This is a genomic window from Exiguobacterium sp. QJM3NY_9 (assembly GCF_056173545.1).
Window position 1 is genome coordinate 2,405,909 of sequence record NZ_CM149679.1, and the last position, 18,081, is coordinate 2,423,989.

13 protein-coding genes are annotated in these 18,081 nt (G+C 49.4%); all 13 read right to left on the reverse strand.

Translation table 11 applies throughout. The features are described from left to right. Positions 1-132 precede the first annotated feature (132 nt). The 13 genes from AC0VYQ_RS12360 to secA all read right to left on the reverse strand — a co-directional run bounded on the left by AC0VYQ_RS12360 (position 133) and on the right by secA (position 17,937). Complete coding sequence (locus AC0VYQ_RS12360) at positions 133-1,239, reverse strand: DUF4097 family beta strand repeat-containing protein (RefSeq protein WP_029331375.1); 1,107 nt, start codon at positions 1,237-1,239, stop codon at positions 133-135. Positions 1,240-1,347: 108 nt separating this feature from the next. Beyond that, positions 1,348-4,203, reverse strand: a complete 2,856-nt coding sequence (gene uvrA / locus AC0VYQ_RS12365; RefSeq protein ID WP_475403651.1) for an excinuclease ABC subunit UvrA — start codon at positions 4,201-4,203, stop codon at positions 1,348-1,350. Between the two features lies 1 nt (position 4,204). Then, positions 4,205-6,172: an excinuclease ABC subunit UvrB gene (uvrB, locus tag AC0VYQ_RS12370; protein WP_371816394.1), complete on the reverse strand. Its 1,968-nt coding sequence runs from the start codon at positions 6,170-6,172 to the stop codon at positions 4,205-4,207. A gap of 204 nt (positions 6,173-6,376) precedes the next feature. Then, the gene (locus tag AC0VYQ_RS12375; RefSeq protein WP_475403652.1) at positions 6,377-7,540 is read right to left on the reverse strand and encodes a PDZ domain-containing protein; all 1,164 of its coding nucleotides are present in this window, start codon (positions 7,538-7,540) and stop codon (positions 6,377-6,379) included. Between the two features lie 19 nt (positions 7,541-7,559). Next, positions 7,560-8,978 (reverse strand): S41 family peptidase, encoded by a 1,419-nt coding sequence (locus AC0VYQ_RS12380; RefSeq protein ID WP_214766833.1) that lies wholly within the window; start codon positions 8,976-8,978, stop codon positions 7,560-7,562. Positions 8,979-9,075: 97 nt separating this feature from the next. Next, the gene (locus AC0VYQ_RS12385) at positions 9,076-10,410 is read right to left on the reverse strand and encodes a murein hydrolase activator EnvC family protein (RefSeq protein WP_475403653.1); all 1,335 of its coding nucleotides are present in this window, start codon (positions 10,408-10,410) and stop codon (positions 9,076-9,078) included. Positions 10,411-10,448: 38 nt separating this feature from the next. Then, positions 10,449-11,348 (reverse strand): permease-like cell division protein FtsX, encoded by a 900-nt coding sequence (gene ftsX, locus AC0VYQ_RS12390; protein ID WP_029331384.1) that lies wholly within the window; start codon positions 11,346-11,348, stop codon positions 10,449-10,451. Then, a complete protein-coding gene (gene ftsE / locus AC0VYQ_RS12395) occupies positions 11,338-12,024 on the reverse strand; it encodes a cell division ATP-binding protein FtsE (protein WP_088837760.1) in 687 nt (228 codons plus the stop codon). The genes ftsX and ftsE overlap by 11 nt, the downstream gene beginning before the upstream one ends. A gap of 200 nt (positions 12,025-12,224) precedes the next feature. Beyond that, positions 12,225-12,605, reverse strand: a complete 381-nt coding sequence (gene cccB, locus AC0VYQ_RS12400; protein WP_475403654.1) for a cytochrome c551 — start codon at positions 12,603-12,605, stop codon at positions 12,225-12,227. Between the two features lie 110 nt (positions 12,606-12,715). Continuing rightward, on the reverse strand, positions 12,716-13,585 hold the full coding sequence (locus tag AC0VYQ_RS12405) for a YitT family protein (RefSeq protein ID WP_029331387.1): 870 nt from the start codon (positions 13,583-13,585) through the stop codon (positions 12,716-12,718). 103 nt (positions 13,586-13,688) lie between these two features. Next, positions 13,689-14,192, reverse strand: coding sequence for a GNAT family N-acetyltransferase (locus AC0VYQ_RS12410; protein WP_475403655.1), 504 nt, complete (start codon positions 14,190-14,192; stop codon positions 13,689-13,691). A gap of 57 nt (positions 14,193-14,249) precedes the next feature. Further along, entirely contained in the window at positions 14,250-15,350 is a 1,101-nt protein-coding gene (gene prfB, locus AC0VYQ_RS12415) for a peptide chain release factor 2 (RefSeq protein WP_034800913.1), read from the reverse strand. 67 nt (positions 15,351-15,417) lie between these two features. Continuing rightward, positions 15,418-17,937 carry a preprotein translocase subunit SecA gene (gene secA / locus AC0VYQ_RS12420; protein ID WP_475403656.1) on the reverse strand — a complete coding sequence of 840 codons (2,520 nt, stop codon included), beginning with the start codon at positions 17,935-17,937 and terminating at the stop codon, positions 15,418-15,420. Positions 17,938-18,081 lie beyond the last annotated feature (144 nt).

Consider the following 18,081-nt stretch of genomic DNA (forward strand, 5'->3'; position numbering starts at 1 on the left):
GATGGCATCCCCTCCTTTTTGACTGTAGTCACACATTATTTTTTGATTGCGATGCTTAATCATACATTTGCATCAGGAAGCGATAAAAAAATCCCGCCGGCTCCGGTTTCAGGAAGCAGGCGGGATTTTTGATTAGAACGCTTGTGGACTTAAGTGAACACCGTGCGTCACGGAAATCGTTCCCGTTTTCGTATCGGCTTCGACTTCAATCTTCGGCGTCCGGTCACGACCGGAGACGAAATGCAGTTTACGGTTCACGACATCTTTTTGGTCGCGAATCACTTCCATCTCATCGAGGTTACAATTCAACCCACCAAAGTTTGTTTCCAGCTCACCATATACTTCAGCGCCATGCGGCAACATCAAAGCGATGCTTCCCGCGAGTGACGACGCTTGAATCTTCGCGTCGTGGGCTGTTTTGAGTTCACAACGGACATTGCCGTTCGCGGTTTTCAGCTCAGAACGTTCAAAAACCCCGTTCGCGATGATTTGACCATTTGCCGTCTTCGCTTTTAACATTTTGACTTCTGACTCTTCGACTTCAATCGAACCGTTCGCCGTCGAAGCTTTCAAATCCTCACTGTAAAGATCGCGGACATGGATCCGTCCGTTCGCTGTCATCAGTTGAACGCTCGTCGCGTCAAGCGACGACAACGTAATCTCACCATTCAACGTCTGTAACACGAACGCCTCGTAGTGACGACGCGGAACTTTTAAGTGGATCGTCGCCCGGACGCGTTTATCTTTCAAGCGAATCGATAGCGTGTTAGCGGAGACGGAATGTTGAAGCGACGCTTGAAGTTGTTCGAGCGCTTGCTCCTCATTGACTTGGCGAAGCGGACGCCCCGTCACCGTCAACTCACACTCCTCTAAATCACTTGGTTCGACAACGGCATTGGCATTAAATAAATCCAAATGAATCGTCTCTCCACTGAATGGGAATTGTTTGACGTACGTGACGTTCGGACCGGACGTCTGATTTAATGAGAGATCACTCTCTTTAATCCGGTTGACGAGACCATCAAAAGCAGACATCACTTTCGACGTCAGTGAATCAACCGTGTAATGATCGACGCGGTCGTACTGTTCCGGTTCATCGACATACTTATGATTACTTGCTGTCGTCGATTGTTGTTGATCGAGTGCTTCAAGGCGTTCGAGCTTATCGAGTGCCTCATCGATCGTCAACTTTCCTTCTTTTACCTGTTCAAGTATCAACTGACGCATATCTTGTTTCATGAACATTCCCCTCCTATTTTCTGAACACGCTATGACGCAGGAAAACTTATTCACTCTTTCGTTCTACTTCCCTTACTTCCCTTTTACGAATCCTCCGTCAAAAAAGTTTCATGATTCGATTCGGGCTGCGTCCCGTTCCAAAACAGGTGCCAAGTAATGTCCTGTATACGATTCCTTGACTTGCACGATGTCTTCCGGTGTTCCTGTTGCAACGATCATACCTCCACCATCGCCACCTTCCGGACCAAGATCAATCAAGTAATCCGCCGTCTTAATGACGTCGAGGTTATGCTCGATGACGAGGACCGTATCGCCGTTGTCGACGAGGCGTTGCAAGACTTTCAACAGGCGGGCGATGTCATGGACATGCAGTCCCGTCGTCGGTTCGTCGAGAATGTAAATCGTTTTCCCGGTCGACCGCTTATGCAGTTCCGAAGCAAGCTTCACGCGTTGTGCTTCACCGCCCGACAGTTCCGTCGCCGGCTGTCCGAGACGCATGTACGTCAATCCGACGTCAGCAATCGTTTGCAGCTTCCGGCTGATTTTCGGAATTTTTTCGAAGAACTCGAGTCCCTCTTCAACTGTCATCTCAAGAACGTCCGAAATCGTTTTACCTTTATATTTTACTTCGAGCGTCTCGCGGTTATACCGTTTCCCGTGACAGACTTCACACGGAACGTAGACGTCCGGCAAGAAATGCATCTCGATTTTAATGATCCCGTCTCCGCGACACGCTTCGCACCGTCCACCTTTGATGTTGAAACTGAAGCGTCCTTTTTTATAGCCGCGTAACTTCGCTTCGTTCGTCGAAGCGAAAACATCACGAATGTCGTCAAAGACACCTGTATACGTCGCCGGGTTCGAACGTGGTGTCCGACCGATCGGAGATTGGTCGATGTCGATGACTTTATCGATTTGGTCGAGTCCTGTGATGCCTTTATGCGCTCCCGGCTTTTCTTTTGCCCGGTTCATCTCATGTGCAATCGTCTTGTAGAGAATTTCATTAATCAATGTCGACTTCCCGGAACCTGATACTCCGGTCACGGCAACGAACAAGCCGAGCGGGATATCGACGTCGACATTTTTTAAGTTATTTTCTGACGCTTTTTTAATTCGTAACGCCCGTCCGTCCGGTTGTTTCCGTTCAGTCGGCACAGGAATGAACTTCTTCCCCGACAAATATTGTCCGGTCAGTGAATTCGCGTCGTTCATCAATTCTTCCGGTCGACCGGCCGCTGTGACGAAGCCGCCGTGATCACCGGCACCGGGTCCGATATCAATCAGGTAATCCGCTGCCATCATCGTGTCTTCATCATGTTCGACGACGATCAACGTATTTCCAAGATCGCGCATCGTTTTCAGCGTACTGATCAATCGGTCGTTATCACGTTGGTGTAAGCCGATTGACGGTTCATCAAGGACATAGAGGACACCTGTCAGACGGGAGCCGATTTGTGTCGCGAGACGAATCCGTTGCGCTTCCCCACCGGACAATGTACCGGCAGCACGGGAAATCGTCAAATAATCGAGACCGACGTTTTCTAAGAACGATGACCGTTCATGAATCTCGCGAACAATCATCCGTGAAATCGTTTGATCTTTTTCCGATAGTTTCGCCGGCAACTCTTCGAACCAGATGACGGCTTGCTTGACTGACATCTTCGTCACTTCCCCAATGTGGATACCGGATACTTTGACGGCAAGCGATTCGCGTTTCAGACGATGCCCTTTACAGGTCGGACATGCTTTTTTCGCCATGTATCCTTCCATCTGCTCGCGGATGAAATCCGATGACGTCTCCTTGTAACGACGCTGTAAGTTATTCAAGACACCTTCAAAGAACAGATCCGTGTTGCGGACCATGCCAAAGTCATTTTCATAGCGGAAGTGAATTTCTTCTTTCGTGCTGCCGTTTAAGATGATGTCGCGTTGTTCGTCTGACAACTGTTCGAACGGCGTATCCATGTCGATTTTAAAGTGCTCACAGACTGCTTTGAGCAGTTGCGGATAATATTGTGAGCTCGTTGGTTCCCACGCGACGATTGCCCCTTCGTTGAGTGACTTGTCTGCATGCGGTACGACAAGATCGACATCGACTTCAAGTTTCGTCCCGAGTCCGTCACATGAGGCACAGGCCCCGAATGGCGAATTGAACGAGAACATCCGTGGTTCGAGTTCTCCGATTGAGAAACCACAAATGGGACACGCATGATGCTCACTGAAAAGTAGCTCATTGCCATCCATCGTATCGACGATGACACGTCCATCCGCAAGGCGGAGTGCTGTTTCGAGTGAGTCGGCGAGCCGTGATTCGACGTCCGGTCGGACGACGACACGGTCGACGACGACTTCAATCGAGTGTTTCTTATTTTTTTCGAGTGCGATGTCATCCGTTAAATCAATTGTATCGCCATTGACACGGACACGGACGAAGCCCTCTTTTTTCAAATCTTCAAAGACTTTGACATGCGCCCCTTTTCGTCCGGAAACGATCGGTGCCAAAATCTGCAACCGTGACCGCTCAGGTAACTCCATCACTTGGTCGACCATCTGACTGATCGTTTGACTCGAGATCTCAATCCCGTGGTTCGGACAGATCGGTTTGCCGATTCGCGCATACAGCAGACGGAGGTAATCATAAATCTCCGTCACCGTCCCGACAGTCGAGCGGGGGTTTTTACTCGTCGTCTTTTGATCGATTGAAATTGCCGGACTAAGTCCCTCAATCGCATCGACATCCGGTTTATCCATCTGCCCTAAAAACTGGCGTGCATAAGCGGAGAGGCTTTCGACATAACGTCGTTGCCCTTCCGCATAAATCGTATCGAACGCGAGTGATGACTTCCCGGATCCCGATAAGCCCGTCAAGACGACGAGCTGATCGCGCGGGATTTCGACATCGATATTTTGAAGGTTATTGACGCGAGCGCCTTTGATGATAATCTTATTTTTCTTGTCTCCCAACTTAGGCACCTGCTTTCAATTCTAATATAAGATCTCGAAGCTCTGCTGCGCGCTCGAATTGCATGTCTTTCGCTGCTTGTCGCATCTCTTGATCCAACTGTTCGAGTAGCGTTTCGCGCTCCGGTTTTTTCAGTTTATTGAATTTCTCCAGTTTTTCGACCGTATCATCACTTTCAATCGTCGTACTGATGACACCGCGAACGTCTTTTTGAATCGTTTTCGGCGTAATGCCGTGTTCTTTATTGAACGCGAGCTGAATGTTGCGCCGACGTTCCGTCTCATCCATCGCCCGTTGCATCGAATCCGTAATCTTGTCTGCAAACAGGACGACGTGCCCTTCCGAGTTCCGGGCCGCCCGTCCGATCGTCTGAATCAATGATCGCTCGGACCGCAAGAAACCTTCTTTATCTGCATCGAGAATCGTAACGAGCGACACTTCCGGAATATCGAGCCCTTCACGAAGCAGGTTGATCCCGACGAGGACGTCATACTTACCAAGCCGTAGATCGCGAATGATTTCAATCCGTTCGAGTGTCTTAATTTCCGAATGCATGTAGTTGACCTTGACACCGTTCTCTTTTAAATAATCGGTCAAGTCTTCCGACATTTTTTTCGTCAATGTCGTCACGAGAACCCGTTCATTTTTCGCGACGCGGTCCCGGATGTTGTCCATCAAGTAATCGATTTGCCCCGTGATCGGATGAATCTCGATTGTCGGATCGACGAGTCCCGTCGGACGAATGATTTGTTCGACCATCTCTTTTGAGTGCTCGAGCTCATAAGGTCCCGGCGTCGCTGAGATATAAATTGCTTGACTGACCTTCTCTTCAAACTCTTCAAAACGAAGCGGCCGGTTATCTTTCGCTGACGGTAAACGGAAACCATGCTCGACGAGGACTTGTTTCCGCGCCTGGTCACCGTTATACATCCCGCGGATTTGCGGTAACGTGACGTGCGACTCATCGGCGACGAGCAAGAAGTCTTTCGGGAAGTAATCGATGAGCGTATACGGCGTCGATCCTTCCGGCATCAGGTTTAAATGACGGGAATAGTTTTCGATTCCTGAGCAGTAACCCATTTCACGCATCATCTCGAGATCGTAGTTCGTCCGTTGCTCAAGACGTTGCGCTTCGAGTAACATCCCGTCTTCACGCATCTTCGCGAGTTGCGTCTCAAGTTCGACTTCGATGTTCGCGATTGCTTTTTGAAGACGTGTGTCCCCCGTCACGAAGTGGGACGCCGGGAAGATTGAGATATGTTCACGGTCGGCGATGATTTCACCTGTCAACGGATCCATGTCGCGAATCCGTTCGATTTCGTCACCAAAAAATTCGACACGGACACATTGTTCGTCTCGTGACGCCGGGAAAATCTCGACAACATCACCACGGACACGAAACCGCCCGCGCTGGAAGTCGATGTCATTTCGTTCATATTGAATGTCAATCAAGCGACGGAGCATCTCGTTACGCCCCATCTCATTGCCGACACGAAGCGATAACACATGATTATTGTACTCTTCCGGGTTACCGAGACCGTAGATACACGAGACGGAAGCAACGATCAAGACGTCATCTCGCTCAAACAAGGAAGATGTCGCCGAGTGACGGAGTTTATCAATCTCATCGTTGATGGACGAGTCTTTTTCGATGAACGTGTCCGTCGACGGGACATACGCTTCCGGTTGGTAGTAATCATAAAAGCTGACGAAGTACTCGACCGCGTTGTTCGGGAAAAATTCTTTGAACTCCGAGTACAGTTGCCCGGCCAGTGTTTTATTATGCGCCAGGACTAACGTCGGTTTTTTAATCTCTTTGATGACGTTCGAGACGGTGAACGTCTTACCGGTTCCGGTCGCTCCGAGCAACGTTTGATGCCGCTCGCCGTTCTTGACGCCGGTGACCAATTGTTTAATGGCAGCCGGCTGATCGCCGCCTGGTTCAAATGGTGACACTAACTCAAAATCCATCGCTAACTTCCCCCTCATTCCGTAAAAAATCTATTTTTATTGTATCACTTTACGAACAAACATTCGATTATGAAGTGCTCCTTCTAGGAAGTTACCCGTTTTTCCAAAAAAGAAAAAGTCCCAGTACGGATTATCTCTGAAAAAGATAAAGTTCACTCAAGAAACAACAACATCCCCTACCACTCACGTGATAGAGGATGCTCATTATTGAAGCGTTCGAATTTTAGTCCGGCGATTCCCCGGCTCACTGACGAACATGATGCCGAGTTCATGATGATCTTGTTCATAAAAAGCCCGTTGTGCAAACCGAACATCTCCATTATGATTCATCACTTCGAGACGTAAGTACGGTTTATGCTTTTGAATCGCTTCATAGAAGCTCGTCTCGGAATCAACAAAATCACCGTTGACCTTATAGATGGCTTCTCCGGGTACGAGCCCCATTTCTGATGCCGGTAATCCAGGGAACGTCCCCAAGATGACGACACCCCGTTTTCCATTGAGGAAAATCGGCGTCTCTGAACGATTCAAACGTTTGACCCGTTGGTGCAAGATGATGTGCAAGACGAGCAGGAGCGGTAGACCGAATAACCATTCTTCCCGGTTCGTCACGTACGCACCCAGTGTCAACAAGACCGCGAGTAACAATGTGATGACGCGACCCCGAATCAATGGACGCATCAACTCAGCCGGTAATTTTCCTGTGAACAGAAAACTGAAGCCGAGCGGGAAAAAGAGCACGAGCGGGACGTACTCCGGAAAAGTGAACCGCGGAAACCATTCCTCGAGACTACTGCCCGGAACAATGACGAGCAACGGAATCAACCACAGTTTGTTCGCGGACAACCCACCGATGAAACGCCCCCGCTTCGATAAGACGAGTGATGGGGACAACTGCTTTTGACCGCGCCACGCGACGAGCGTCAATTCTGCCAGCAACGTCAAGCTCGCAAGCAACAGCAACGTCGTCGCGTCGACCTCTTTAATCCCGTCCATCCGTTCATCCGTCACGAACCACCCGATAAGTGCCAAAACGCTGAGCGGCCAAAGCGGCAAGTTAAACCGGACGACGCCAATCACCAATGTCACGGCGGCGAGCGCCGTAAAGGCGACAATGAAGACCGGGCTGACGGTCACCTGTAAACTCAAACTGATTGCAGATAAGACAATCCCGACGAGCAGACCGGGCAGCAATGTCTCAAAAATGTCGGTCCGTTGATCGCGTGATTTCGAGCGGAACAAGTTCCGTTCTCGCCTGACGCGACGAATACCGATTACAACACTGACTAGAATGGCTAACCACAGGATTGGACTAGCGATAAGACTAATCACTGTCCAACCGATTCCATCGAATAATTCCACGCCCATTCAGACCTCTTTCCGTGATTTATTCAGCGGCAACTTCAAGTGCCTTGATGCGTTGTACATCATTTTTCGAGTCTTCTAACTTTTTCAAGAGACGTGTCTCCATCTCGGAAGCCGTCACCGGGTCAATCTTACCCGTGACTTCGAGCTTGGCATCTTTTTGAAGTTGTTCGACTGCTTGTTTCATCGTGTCGCCATAATACCCATCCTGCCCTTTCGGATCGTAACCGATCGCTTCGAGCACGAGATGTGCATTCTCGACAGATTTTCCATAGTCCCCGACATTGAGCGCTTTGTCATCCGTCAATATTTTCGTGACATTGAAATACGCAGGTTGTTTGACTTCAACGGTCGGTTTAACTCCTTTTTTGTGAATCCAGTTCCCGTCTGGCGTCAGCCATTTGTTCGTTGTCAGCTTCAGGTCACTACCATCTTTTAAGTCATACGCACTTTGGACGATCCCTTTACCGAATGACTTTGTACCGACGACTTCTGCACCGGCGCCTTCTTTCAGACCAGCGGCTAAAATTTCTGACGCTGACGCGGAACCGCTATCTTCCAACACGACGATGTTATAAGGTTTCTTCGCGTCCGCCTTCCCGAATTCCTGCGTCCGGTCGCCTTTATTGTCTTCGACCTGGAAAATCGGTGTATCTTTCGGAATGAATGGCGCAATCATTTTCGAAACTGCCGTCAACAGTCCGCCCGGGTTTCCCCGGACGTCAATGACGAGTCCATCGATATTCTTCGCTTCGAGAGCAGCGAGTTGCTTTTCGAACTCTTCTGCAGTCGGGTCAGAGAACTGAGTCACTTGGAGTACACCAATCGTTTTCCCGTTCACTTGTTCTGTTTCCGAATAAACGGTCTCAATCGGAATCGTATCGCGTTCAATCGTGATTTTCATCGGGTCTTGTCCCCCGCGTTGAATCGTCAAGACGACTTCCGTCCCTTTTTCACCACGAATCTTTTTGACAGCTTGATCCGTCTTTTGACCTTTCGTCGACTTGCCATCGATTTCTATAATGACGTCACCCGGCTTGATTCCTGCTTTTTCAGCGGGTGCCCCTTTAATCGGAGCGACGATGACAATTGCCTCACCCTTTTGCTCCAGTGTCGCGCCAATTCCTTCAAACGATGAAGACAGATTCGTGTTGAACGACGCAGTTTCCGATTCATCCATGTAGACCGAGTAGGGATCGTCAAGCACTTCCGTCATCCCACTGAGTGCTCCTTCAAGCAATTCTTGATCCGTGACATCTTCTAGGTAATACTGTGAAATCATCTGGCGGACTTGATCGACCTTTTTCCAGTCCCCCGATTCGCCCGATGAACTGGTCGTCACCGTGTCGGTACCACCTGTTGCTAACATACCGACTGCGCCTGCCCCTAGGCCAAGTCCGAATGTACTGACTGCTATGACTGCCGTTGTAGATTTTTTCACGCTTGATTCCTCGTTTCCGGTGTAAACCTGCTATTTTTTTCAGTATAGCAAAAAAAGATAGGTTACCCTATCTTTTCGCTAAAGAGCTATAGATCAATCAAAAGATGTACGGGGCTGGATCGACCGCGTTCGGTTGTCCGACCGCCCACTCCCCTTGATGAATCTCAAAGTGAAGATGAGGACCAGTCGACCAGCCTGTCGAACCTAACTTTCCGATGACCGTCCCCGGCATGACCGTTTGCCCTGCCTTCACGGCGACGGAATCAAGATGTCCGTAAACCGTCGTCCAGACTTTCCCGTCGATCAGATGGGTGATCATCACGACATTCCCGTATCCTGTCGCACTTCCGGCGCGCAGGACGATACCACCTGCCGCTGCCTGAATCGGTGTTCCTTTAGCATTAACGAGATCGATGCCCGTATGAATCTCCGACTTGCCGGTCAACGGATTGTTCCGTGGACCGAACGGGCTGGACACGTAACCGGAGACAGGTAATTGAAATGGCTTTGCATGATCCGTCGCAGATGGTACTGGCTGCGTTTTCGTCGTTGGCGATGCCGTCCGGTCCGCCGCCTGCGCGTCGTCCGCTTCCGCTTGCTCACGTTTCGCTGCTTCGATACGGGCGAGACGTTCTGCTTCCGCCTTTATCTTTGCTTGTTCAGCGGCACGTGCGGCTTCTTCGAGTTCCGTCAGTTGCGTGCTAATCAATTGTTGCTGATCCGCTAAGATTTGGGCTTCTTCCGCCTTCGTGAACTGCTCCTGCTTCAATTGTTTGACCTGATCGTTCAATTGGACGACCAATTTTCGTTTCAACTCAGATTCCGCAATGATCCGCGTCTGAAGAATCAACAGTTTCCGCTGGTCTTTTTTAAGCTGACCGAGGATGAGTTCTTGACTTGCGCGTTGCTCCGTCAATTCCGTGACATTTGCTTTATAGGCATTCAAAACACCATCATCTTGTTTAATGATTTCACTGACAGTACTAAAACGCGAGATTAAATCGCCGAAATCTTTTGAGTCGAGCAACACTTCGATGTATTTGATGTCGCCATCCCGCTGAACGGCACGAAGCCGGTTCCCAAGTAAATCTTCCTGCGCCCGTAACTCGGACAATGTTTGTTTAATCGCTTCTTCGATCGCTTGCAACTCTTCTTTTGATGCAGAAACAGCCGCTTGTTGATCTGCAATTTCACTCGCTAAATCATCCAAACGGCTGTTGACTTCATCCAAACGCTCCTCTGCGAGGCGGCGTTCTTTTTTCGTCAAGATTAACTTCTCAGATGTCTGATCCTGTGATCGTTCCGTCTCTTGCAGACGGGACTCGACCTCCTGTTGTTCCTTCAACAATTCTTCTTTAGACACGGCGTGAACGGATACACTTGAACCAACCAGGGCCAAGGTGAGCACAGCTGAACAGAATCGAACCTTCATGAGAAGCATCTCTCCTCTATATTTTGTTTTTTCGTAACTTATACTTTTAAGAAACGTCCGAGTGACGTCGTTGATCCCCATACTCCGATGAAGGCACCGAGCGCAAGTAAAATCAATGCGACTTGAACGGATAGTTCACCAGGTGGAATCAAATTAAAGATTGATGCATTTAAAGATACGAGTTGTGGTTGAAGGGCATTGTATGTCACTTCATAACCAAAATAGACGACAGCGATTGGAATCAATGCTCCGAGTACACCCATCAAGAGTCCCTCGACGAAGAACGGTGCACGGATGAAGCCGTTTTTCGCTCCAACGAGACGCATGATTTCGATTTCCCGACGACGCGAGAAAATCGTTACTTTGATCGTATTCGAGATGAGGAACATCGCCATGAAGGTCAGACCGACAATTAAGATGATTCCACCGACGCGTACCCCTTCAAGGAAGTTGAACATCTTCTCGACGTAATCTTCGCCATACTCGACACTATCTATATTTTCCATTTTTTTGACTGTATTTGCAATAGTTTCTGTCTCATTTGGGGAAGTTGCTTTGACGATATAGCGATCGTGAAGCGGGTTATCCTTCTCGACCGACTGGTACGCCTGCGATCCTTCTCCTAACTGTTCTTTAAAACGATTCAGTTCATCTTCTTTTGAACTGTACCGGACAGACGCGACACCCGGCATCTGTTCTAATTTTGAACCAACGGCGTCGATTTTTGCTTGATCGGCCTCGCGTTCGACGAACACTTGAATTTCGACGTCTTTTTCGACGTTGTCTGAAATCTTGTTGACGTTGAACATGACCATCGCGAAAATTCCGACGAGTAATAATGTCACGGTTACGGCACTGACAGAGGCGAATGTCATCCAGCCGTTTCGGACAAGACCTTTCGACCCTTCCCGTAAATGACGGAATCCATTAAACTTCATAGCCGTACATTCCTTTCTCTTCGTCACGGACGATTTTTCCACCGTCGATCGCCAGTACGCGATGACGCATTTTGTTAACGATGTCTCGATTGTGTGTCGCCATTACGACCGTTGTCCCACGGCGATAAATCTCTTCGAAGACCTCCATGATTTCCCATGCCGTATCCGGGTCAAGGTTTCCTGTCGGCTCATCAGCGATGACGAGTGACGGACGGTTGACGATGGCTCGGGCAATCGAAATCCGTTGTTGTTCCCCACCCGATAACTCATCCGGATAGTTCCGTGCTTTATGTTTGAGTTTGACGAGATCGAGGACCTCGTTTACTTTTTTACGGATTTGCGCTTTATCGTCTCCGACAACTTCGAGTGCGAATGCGACATTTTCATACACCGTCAGTGACGGGAGGAGTTTAAAGTCTTGGAAGATGACGCCGATTTGGCGACGGAGTTCTGGAATTTGACGGTTTTTTAATTTACCGACTTCGATTCCTTTAAACAAAAATGAACCGCTCGTCGGTTTCTCTTCGCGGTACATCATCTTCATGAATGTTGATTTGCCGGCTCCAGAAGGTCCAACGATATAGACGAACTCACCTTGATTGATCGTCAAATTGACCTCACGAAGTGCAGTGACTCCGTTCGGGTATATTTTACTAACTTGTTGCATCTTGATCACTTACTTCACATCCTTATTTGATTACTGGGGGTGATCAGCTAGGTCTTAAAACCTACCGATTTCCATTATAACAGTCATAAAAAAAAACCACATTACAATCAAATGTCAATTCCGGCTGATTTTCATAAAAAAAGGGATAAGAAATGACGAACACATGTCGTGTCTGTCATCTCTTACCCCATACTTTCACATAGTTATGCTTATTTCTTTTCTGCTAACCAATCAGCAACATCAACGATTTCTTCGTCCTCTTTCAGGATTCCGGCAGGCATTTGCCCTTTACCGTTCTTGATGATGTCCTGGATCTCTTCAGACGAATACTTTGAACCGACTTTTGTTAAGTTTGGTCCAACATTTCCTTCTAAATTGTTCCCGTGACATGAGGCACAGTTATTCGCGAAGATTTTTTCCGCGTCGACCGCTGATTCTGTTTTTGAAGAATCATCGTTCATTGACGAATCGTCATTCATCGACGTGTCTTCTTTCGTTGTATCCGATGAACTGGAATCATCACTGCCGCAAGCGCCGAGTACGAGTGTCGCGCCAAGTCCTGCCGCGAGTAAAAGATTTTTTAACTTCATCCGTATACCCCCCTTAAAAAATACCAATCAACGTTCTTACCTATTAGAGTATAACCGTTCTTGATGTTTTCTAAGCGTGATTTCACAAAAACTTCACGTTTTCGATGTGTTTACGGAACATTGTGATACCGTTTGTCATCCGTGAAGCCAAGTCCGAGTACTTCATGGGCCTCACTGACGACAAGGAACGCTTCCGGATCAATGTGTTTGACGATTTCTTTCAACGTCGTGATTTCACCTTGACGGACGACGACCATCAGCATCGGTTTCCGTTTCCGTGTATAGGCACCCGCTGCCTCGATTTCCGTTGCCCCGCGATCGAGTGTCTGGAAAATCTCTTTAACAAGGGCTTCCCGTTGATCAGAAATGATGTAGGCCAGCTTATCGTTCGTGATTCCGAGCTGGACGATATCAATCATCTTAATCGTGATGAACAAAGCGACGAGCGCATACAGACCAATTTCGAGCGAGAAGATAATCGCGGCACTGATGACGATTGTCCCGTCAAGCAAGGCAATGCACAAATGAATCGGTAACTTCGTAAACCGGTGTAAAATCTGGGCGATTAAATCCATCCCGCCGGTCGACGCCCGACCTTTAAAAATCAGACCGAGTCCAATTCCGACGCCGGCCCCGCCAAAAATCGCAGCGAGCATCGGATTCATCGTCGCTGCCGGGACCTCGAACCGTTCATAAATCAAGATGACGACGGGCAAAAAAATCGATCCGACGAGTGACTTGACGCCGAACCCCATCCCGAGAATCATCCAGCCGATCGCGAGCAATAGGACGTTCGCAACGAGCTGGAACAGTCCGGGTGAAATCCCGAATAAATCATTCAAGACAATCGATAGCCCACTGACGCCTCCTGAGGCGAGTTGATTCGGTGCGAGAAACAGACTGAACGCACTGGCGACGAATAATGAACCTAATAATAAATAAACATAGTCGCGAACGACTTCCTGACGCGTTGATGTCATGGCGTTGCATTTCCCCTTACCTTAAAATCTAGAACCCGTTTTTTATTTTAGCGCAAAAAGGGAAGTGACGACTAGCCCGTCCGACCAACTCGCAGTGGTTCTCTTATACCGCACTAAAGGGTTTCGGATAACGGACCGCCCCTTTGACGCCCGTTAAGCCATTTCGGACGAGCGGCATGACGAGAAATACTTCAGCCGGGACCGGGAATGGTGCTTCAATCCCGTAATCGATCGCCCGTTCGAATCCGAACTGCGGATAATAACTGTCGTGACCGAGCACGACGATGTGGTGTTCCCCCGCTTCCCGGGCGTCCTCGATGACTTGGCGGATCAACTCTGACCCGATGCCTTTTCGTTGCCAGACCGGCATGACGCCGACCGGCGCCAAGGCGAGCGACGGGACGTCCTCGATGTAAATCCGGCTCAGCAAGACGTGCCCGACGATTTCTCCCCGATCAGCGACGGCGACCCGACTGAAACGTGGTGCCGCCTCGTCATCTTCCCGTAAGGCGTCGACTAAATCCGCTTCAGCCGCCTGTTCGAACGCTGCTTCATGCACGCGGCGAATCGCGGCTGCATCCTTAAATTTTTCCTGACGAATGATCATCTCATGTCCTCCTTTTTGAAAAAAACCGCCGACTTGACCGTCGACGGTAGGTGCTTCTTACATATTGAGTAAACGAAGGTAGGCATCGATGAAGCCCATGATGTCTCCATCCATTGCCCCTTGCGTATTCCCGACTTCATAGTTCGTCCGGTGATCCTTGACCATGCTGTATGGATGGAAGACGTATGAACGAATTTGGCTACCCCACGCGATATCCGATTTTTCGCCACGGATTTCATCGAGTTTCTTTTGTTTCTCCTCGATTTCACGTTGGTAGAGTTTCGCTTTCAACATCTTCATCGCCGCTTCACGGTTCTTGATCTGCGAACGCTCTTGTTGACACGAGACGACGACGCCCGTCGGCACGTGCGTGATCCGGACGGCTGAGTCGGTCGTATTGATGTGCTGTCCACCGGCACCTGACGCCCGGTACGTATCGACACGAAGATCTTCCGTCCGAATGTCGATATCGATGTCATCGTTGAACTCCGGCATGACGTCACATGAAACGAACGATGTATGACGGCGGCCTGACGAATCAAACGGTGAAATCCGGACGAGACGGTGGATTCCTTTTTCCGCCTTCAAGTATCCATAGGCATTGTGCCCTTGAATACGGAGCGTGACCGATTTAACACCGGCTTCGTCACCTGGTTGGTAGTCCATCGTCTCGACTTTCCAGCCCTGTTTGTCGCAAAAACGTTGGTACATCCGGAGTAACATCGAAGCCCAGTCTTGCGACTCGGTCCCACCCGCACCCGGGTGCAGCTCAAGGATTGCGTTGTTTGCGTCGTATTCGCCGTTCAACAAGATTTGTAATTCAAACTCGTCGAACTTCTGTTTGATGTCTCCGAGTTCCGACTCGAGTTCTTCTTGCAACTCGACGTCCGGCTCTTCTTTAATCAATTCATACGTCAAGACGATGTTTTCGTGTCCATCGGCGAGGTGTTGGTACTTATCGACCATCGCCTTCAAACCGTTCGACTCGTCGATGACTTTTTGGGCTTCTTCTTGATTGTTCCAGAAGTCCGGGAACGTCATCTCGTTTTCGAGCTCTTCGATCCGGGAAATCTTCGTTTCTAAATCAAGCGATGCCTTATATTCTCCGAGTTTCTTCTCCATCCACTCGGCGGTGTTGCGTATTTCTGCTAATTCCATTGTGTTCCACCTTCTCTTTCCGTCAAAAGAGGCAGGAATCTCCCGCCTCTTTCAGTCGATTCATCACTTATGCCTGACGGCCGTGACAGTTCTTATATTTTTTACCGGATCCGCACCAACATGGGTCGTTGCGTCCGATTTGGTCGTTCGGATTTTTGCGGACAGGCGCTTTTTTAACGACCTTGTCCTCTTTGCCTGAGACGGCGACTTCATCCTTGACGACTTTTTCGCGTTTCAAGTTCGGGTCAAGATCAGCACGAAGGACGAATTGTGTCACTTCTTCCGCGATTGCCGCGTTCATCGTATCGAACATCATTGAACCTTCCGACTGGTATTCCCGCAGCGGATCGTTTTGACCGTAAGCACGAAGGTGAATCCCTTCACGCAACTGATCCATCTGATCGATGTGGTTCATCCAGTGTTGGTCGACGGCACGTAAGACGATGACTTTTTCAAACTCGTCAAACGCTTCAGCCGGTACTTCCGACCGTTTGTGTTCGTAGTGTGCGAACGTCCGCTCTTTGAGCAGTTCGATGATTTCTTCGCGTTCTTTGCCGAACAACTCTTGTTCCGTCACTTTTTCTTCGACGGCAAGCGTCTGGTTCGACCAATCCGCGAGTGCACCGATGCTCCACTCTTCCGGTACGAACTCGATTGGCGTGTACTGATGGACACCTGATTCAATCGTTTGTTCCATCATCGGACGAACGATGTCTGAGACAGACTGGGCGTCAAGAATCGCTGCCCGGTCCGCGTACATGACTTTCCGTTGATCAGCCATGACGTTATCATAACCGAGGACTTGTTTCCGTGCGTCGAAGTTATTTCCTTCGACCCGTTTTTGAGCGGACTCGACGGCACGTGAGACCATCCGGCTTTCAATCGGTTGCGAGTCGTCCATTCCGAGACGATCCATCATCGATTGCAGGGAATCGGAACCGAAACGGCGCATCAATTCATCTTCGAGTGAAAGATAGAACTGGGATGCCCCCGGGTCACCTTGACGACCGGCCCGACCACGTAACTGGTTATCGATCCGGCGTGATTCGTGACGCTCTGTCCCGAGAATGTAGAGACCGCCTTTTTCGATGACACCTGCACCGAGCTTGATGTCGGTACCGCGTCCGGCCATGTTCGTCGCGATCGTGACCGAGTTCGCTTGTCCCGCGTTCTCGATGATTTCTGCTTCCCGTGCATGGTTTTTCGCGTTCAAGACTTCGTGGCGGATGCCGCGTCTCTTGAGAATCCCGCTGAGGAGCTCAGACGTTTCGACGGCGACCGTACCGACAAGGACCGGTTGTCCTTCGCGGTTGGCACGTTCGATTTCGTCTGCAACAGCAGCGAATTTCCCGTTCATCGTCTTGAAAATCAAATCAGGCTGATCGTTACGGATGACGGGCTTATTCGTCGGAACGGGAACGACATGCATGTTGTAGATGTTCCGGAACTCTTCTTCCTCCGTCTTCGCCGTACCGGTCATACCGGCAAGCTTCGTATACATCCGGAAGAAGTTTTGATACGTGATCGTTGCAAGTGTCATCGATTCACGTTGAATCTCGACGCCTTCCTTCGCTTCAATCGCTTGGTGCAGTCCTTCTGAGTAACGACGTCCTTCCATGACACGACCCGTGAATTGGTCGATGATCATGACCTCATCTTCCCGAATCATGTAGTCGACGTCGCGGTGCATGACGGAGTTCGCACGGAGCGCGAGACTCAAGTGATGGTTAAGGGCGACGTGCTCGAGACCAAACAGGTTGTCGATGCCAAAGTATTTTTCAGCGCGGTCGATGCCTTGCTCCGTCAAGAGCACACTTTTCGTTTTGATGTCGACCGTATAGTCTTCATCTGCCTTCATCATCTTCGCGAACGTATCTGCTTGTGAGTAAAGGGCCGTCGATTTCTCAGCAGAACCTGAAATGATCAACGGTGTCCGTGCTTCATCGACGAGGATCGAGTCGACTTCATCGACGACAGCATAAGAAAGCGGACGTTGAACACGGTCTTCTTTATACAGGACCATGTTGTCACGCAAGTAGTCGAAACCGAACTCATTGTTCGTTCCGTACGTGATATCACAGCTATAGGCTGCTTGTTTTTCTTGACGCGACATGCTTGACAGGTTCAAACCGACCGATAGACCGAGCGCCGCATAGAGCGGCTCCATGATGTCACGGTCACGTTTCGCCAAGTATTCGTTGACGGTGATGACGTGGACGCCATTGCCGGCGAGTGCGTTCAAATAGACAGGAAGCGTCGCGACAAGCGTTTTCCCTTCCCCTGTCTTCATTTCAGCAATATCACCGTTGTGAAGGACATATCCTCCAATTAATTGGACACGATAATGGCGCATGCCTAAGACACGCGTCGAAACTTCACGACAGACGGCGAATGCTTCCGGTAAGATATCATCTAAATCTTCTCCGCCCGCAAGACGCGTCCGGAACTCCACCACTTTACCTTCTAATTCTTGATCTGATAAAGCACCCACTTGTTCCTCGAATGCTTCGACGGCGTCTGCCACTTTTTCTGCTTTTTTCAGGACACGTTTCGTCGGTGCGAATAACTCTTTTAGAAAATTAGCCATGCCATACAGTCCCCTTACTTCGAACGATTCTTTATATGAACAGAATTCCGAGATTTTTCCTTTATTCAGTGTACCGAATACAGCGTCAAATTTCAACAAGCGGACGACGTGACGTCTCGTCCTGTTCGATCTATGTAGCATACG

Coding starts and splice junctions, on each gene's coding strand:
- AC0VYQ_RS12360 (WP_029331375.1), bottom strand. CDS start 1,239: ATGAAACAAGATATGCGTCAGTTGATACTTGAACAGGTAAAAGAAGGA.
- uvrB (WP_371816394.1), bottom strand. CDS start 6,172: ATGGATTTTGAGTTAGTGTCACCATTTGAACCAGGCGGCGATCAGCCG.
- AC0VYQ_RS12375 (WP_475403652.1), bottom strand. CDS start 7,540: ATGGGCGTGGAATTATTCGATGGAATCGGTTGGACAGTGATTAGTCTT.
- AC0VYQ_RS12385 (WP_475403653.1), bottom strand. CDS start 10,410: ATGAAGGTTCGATTCTGTTCAGCTGTGCTCACCTTGGCCCTGGTTGGT.
- ftsX (WP_029331384.1), bottom strand. CDS start 11,348: ATGAAGTTTAATGGATTCCGTCATTTACGGGAAGGGTCGAAAGGTCTT.
- cccB (WP_475403654.1), bottom strand. CDS start 12,605: ATGAAGTTAAAAAATCTTTTACTCGCGGCAGGACTTGGCGCGACACTC.
- AC0VYQ_RS12405 (WP_029331387.1), bottom strand. CDS start 13,585: ATGACATCAACGCGTCAGGAAGTCGTTCGCGACTATGTTTATTTATTA.
- AC0VYQ_RS12410 (WP_475403655.1), bottom strand. CDS start 14,192: ATGATCATTCGTCAGGAAAAATTTAAGGATGCAGCCGCGATTCGCCGC.
- prfB (WP_034800913.1), bottom strand. CDS start 15,350: ATGGAATTAGCAGAAATACGCAACACCGCCGAGTGGATGGAGAAGAAA.
- secA (WP_475403656.1), bottom strand. CDS start 17,937: ATGGCTAATTTTCTAAAAGAGTTATTCGCACCGACGAAACGTGTCCTG.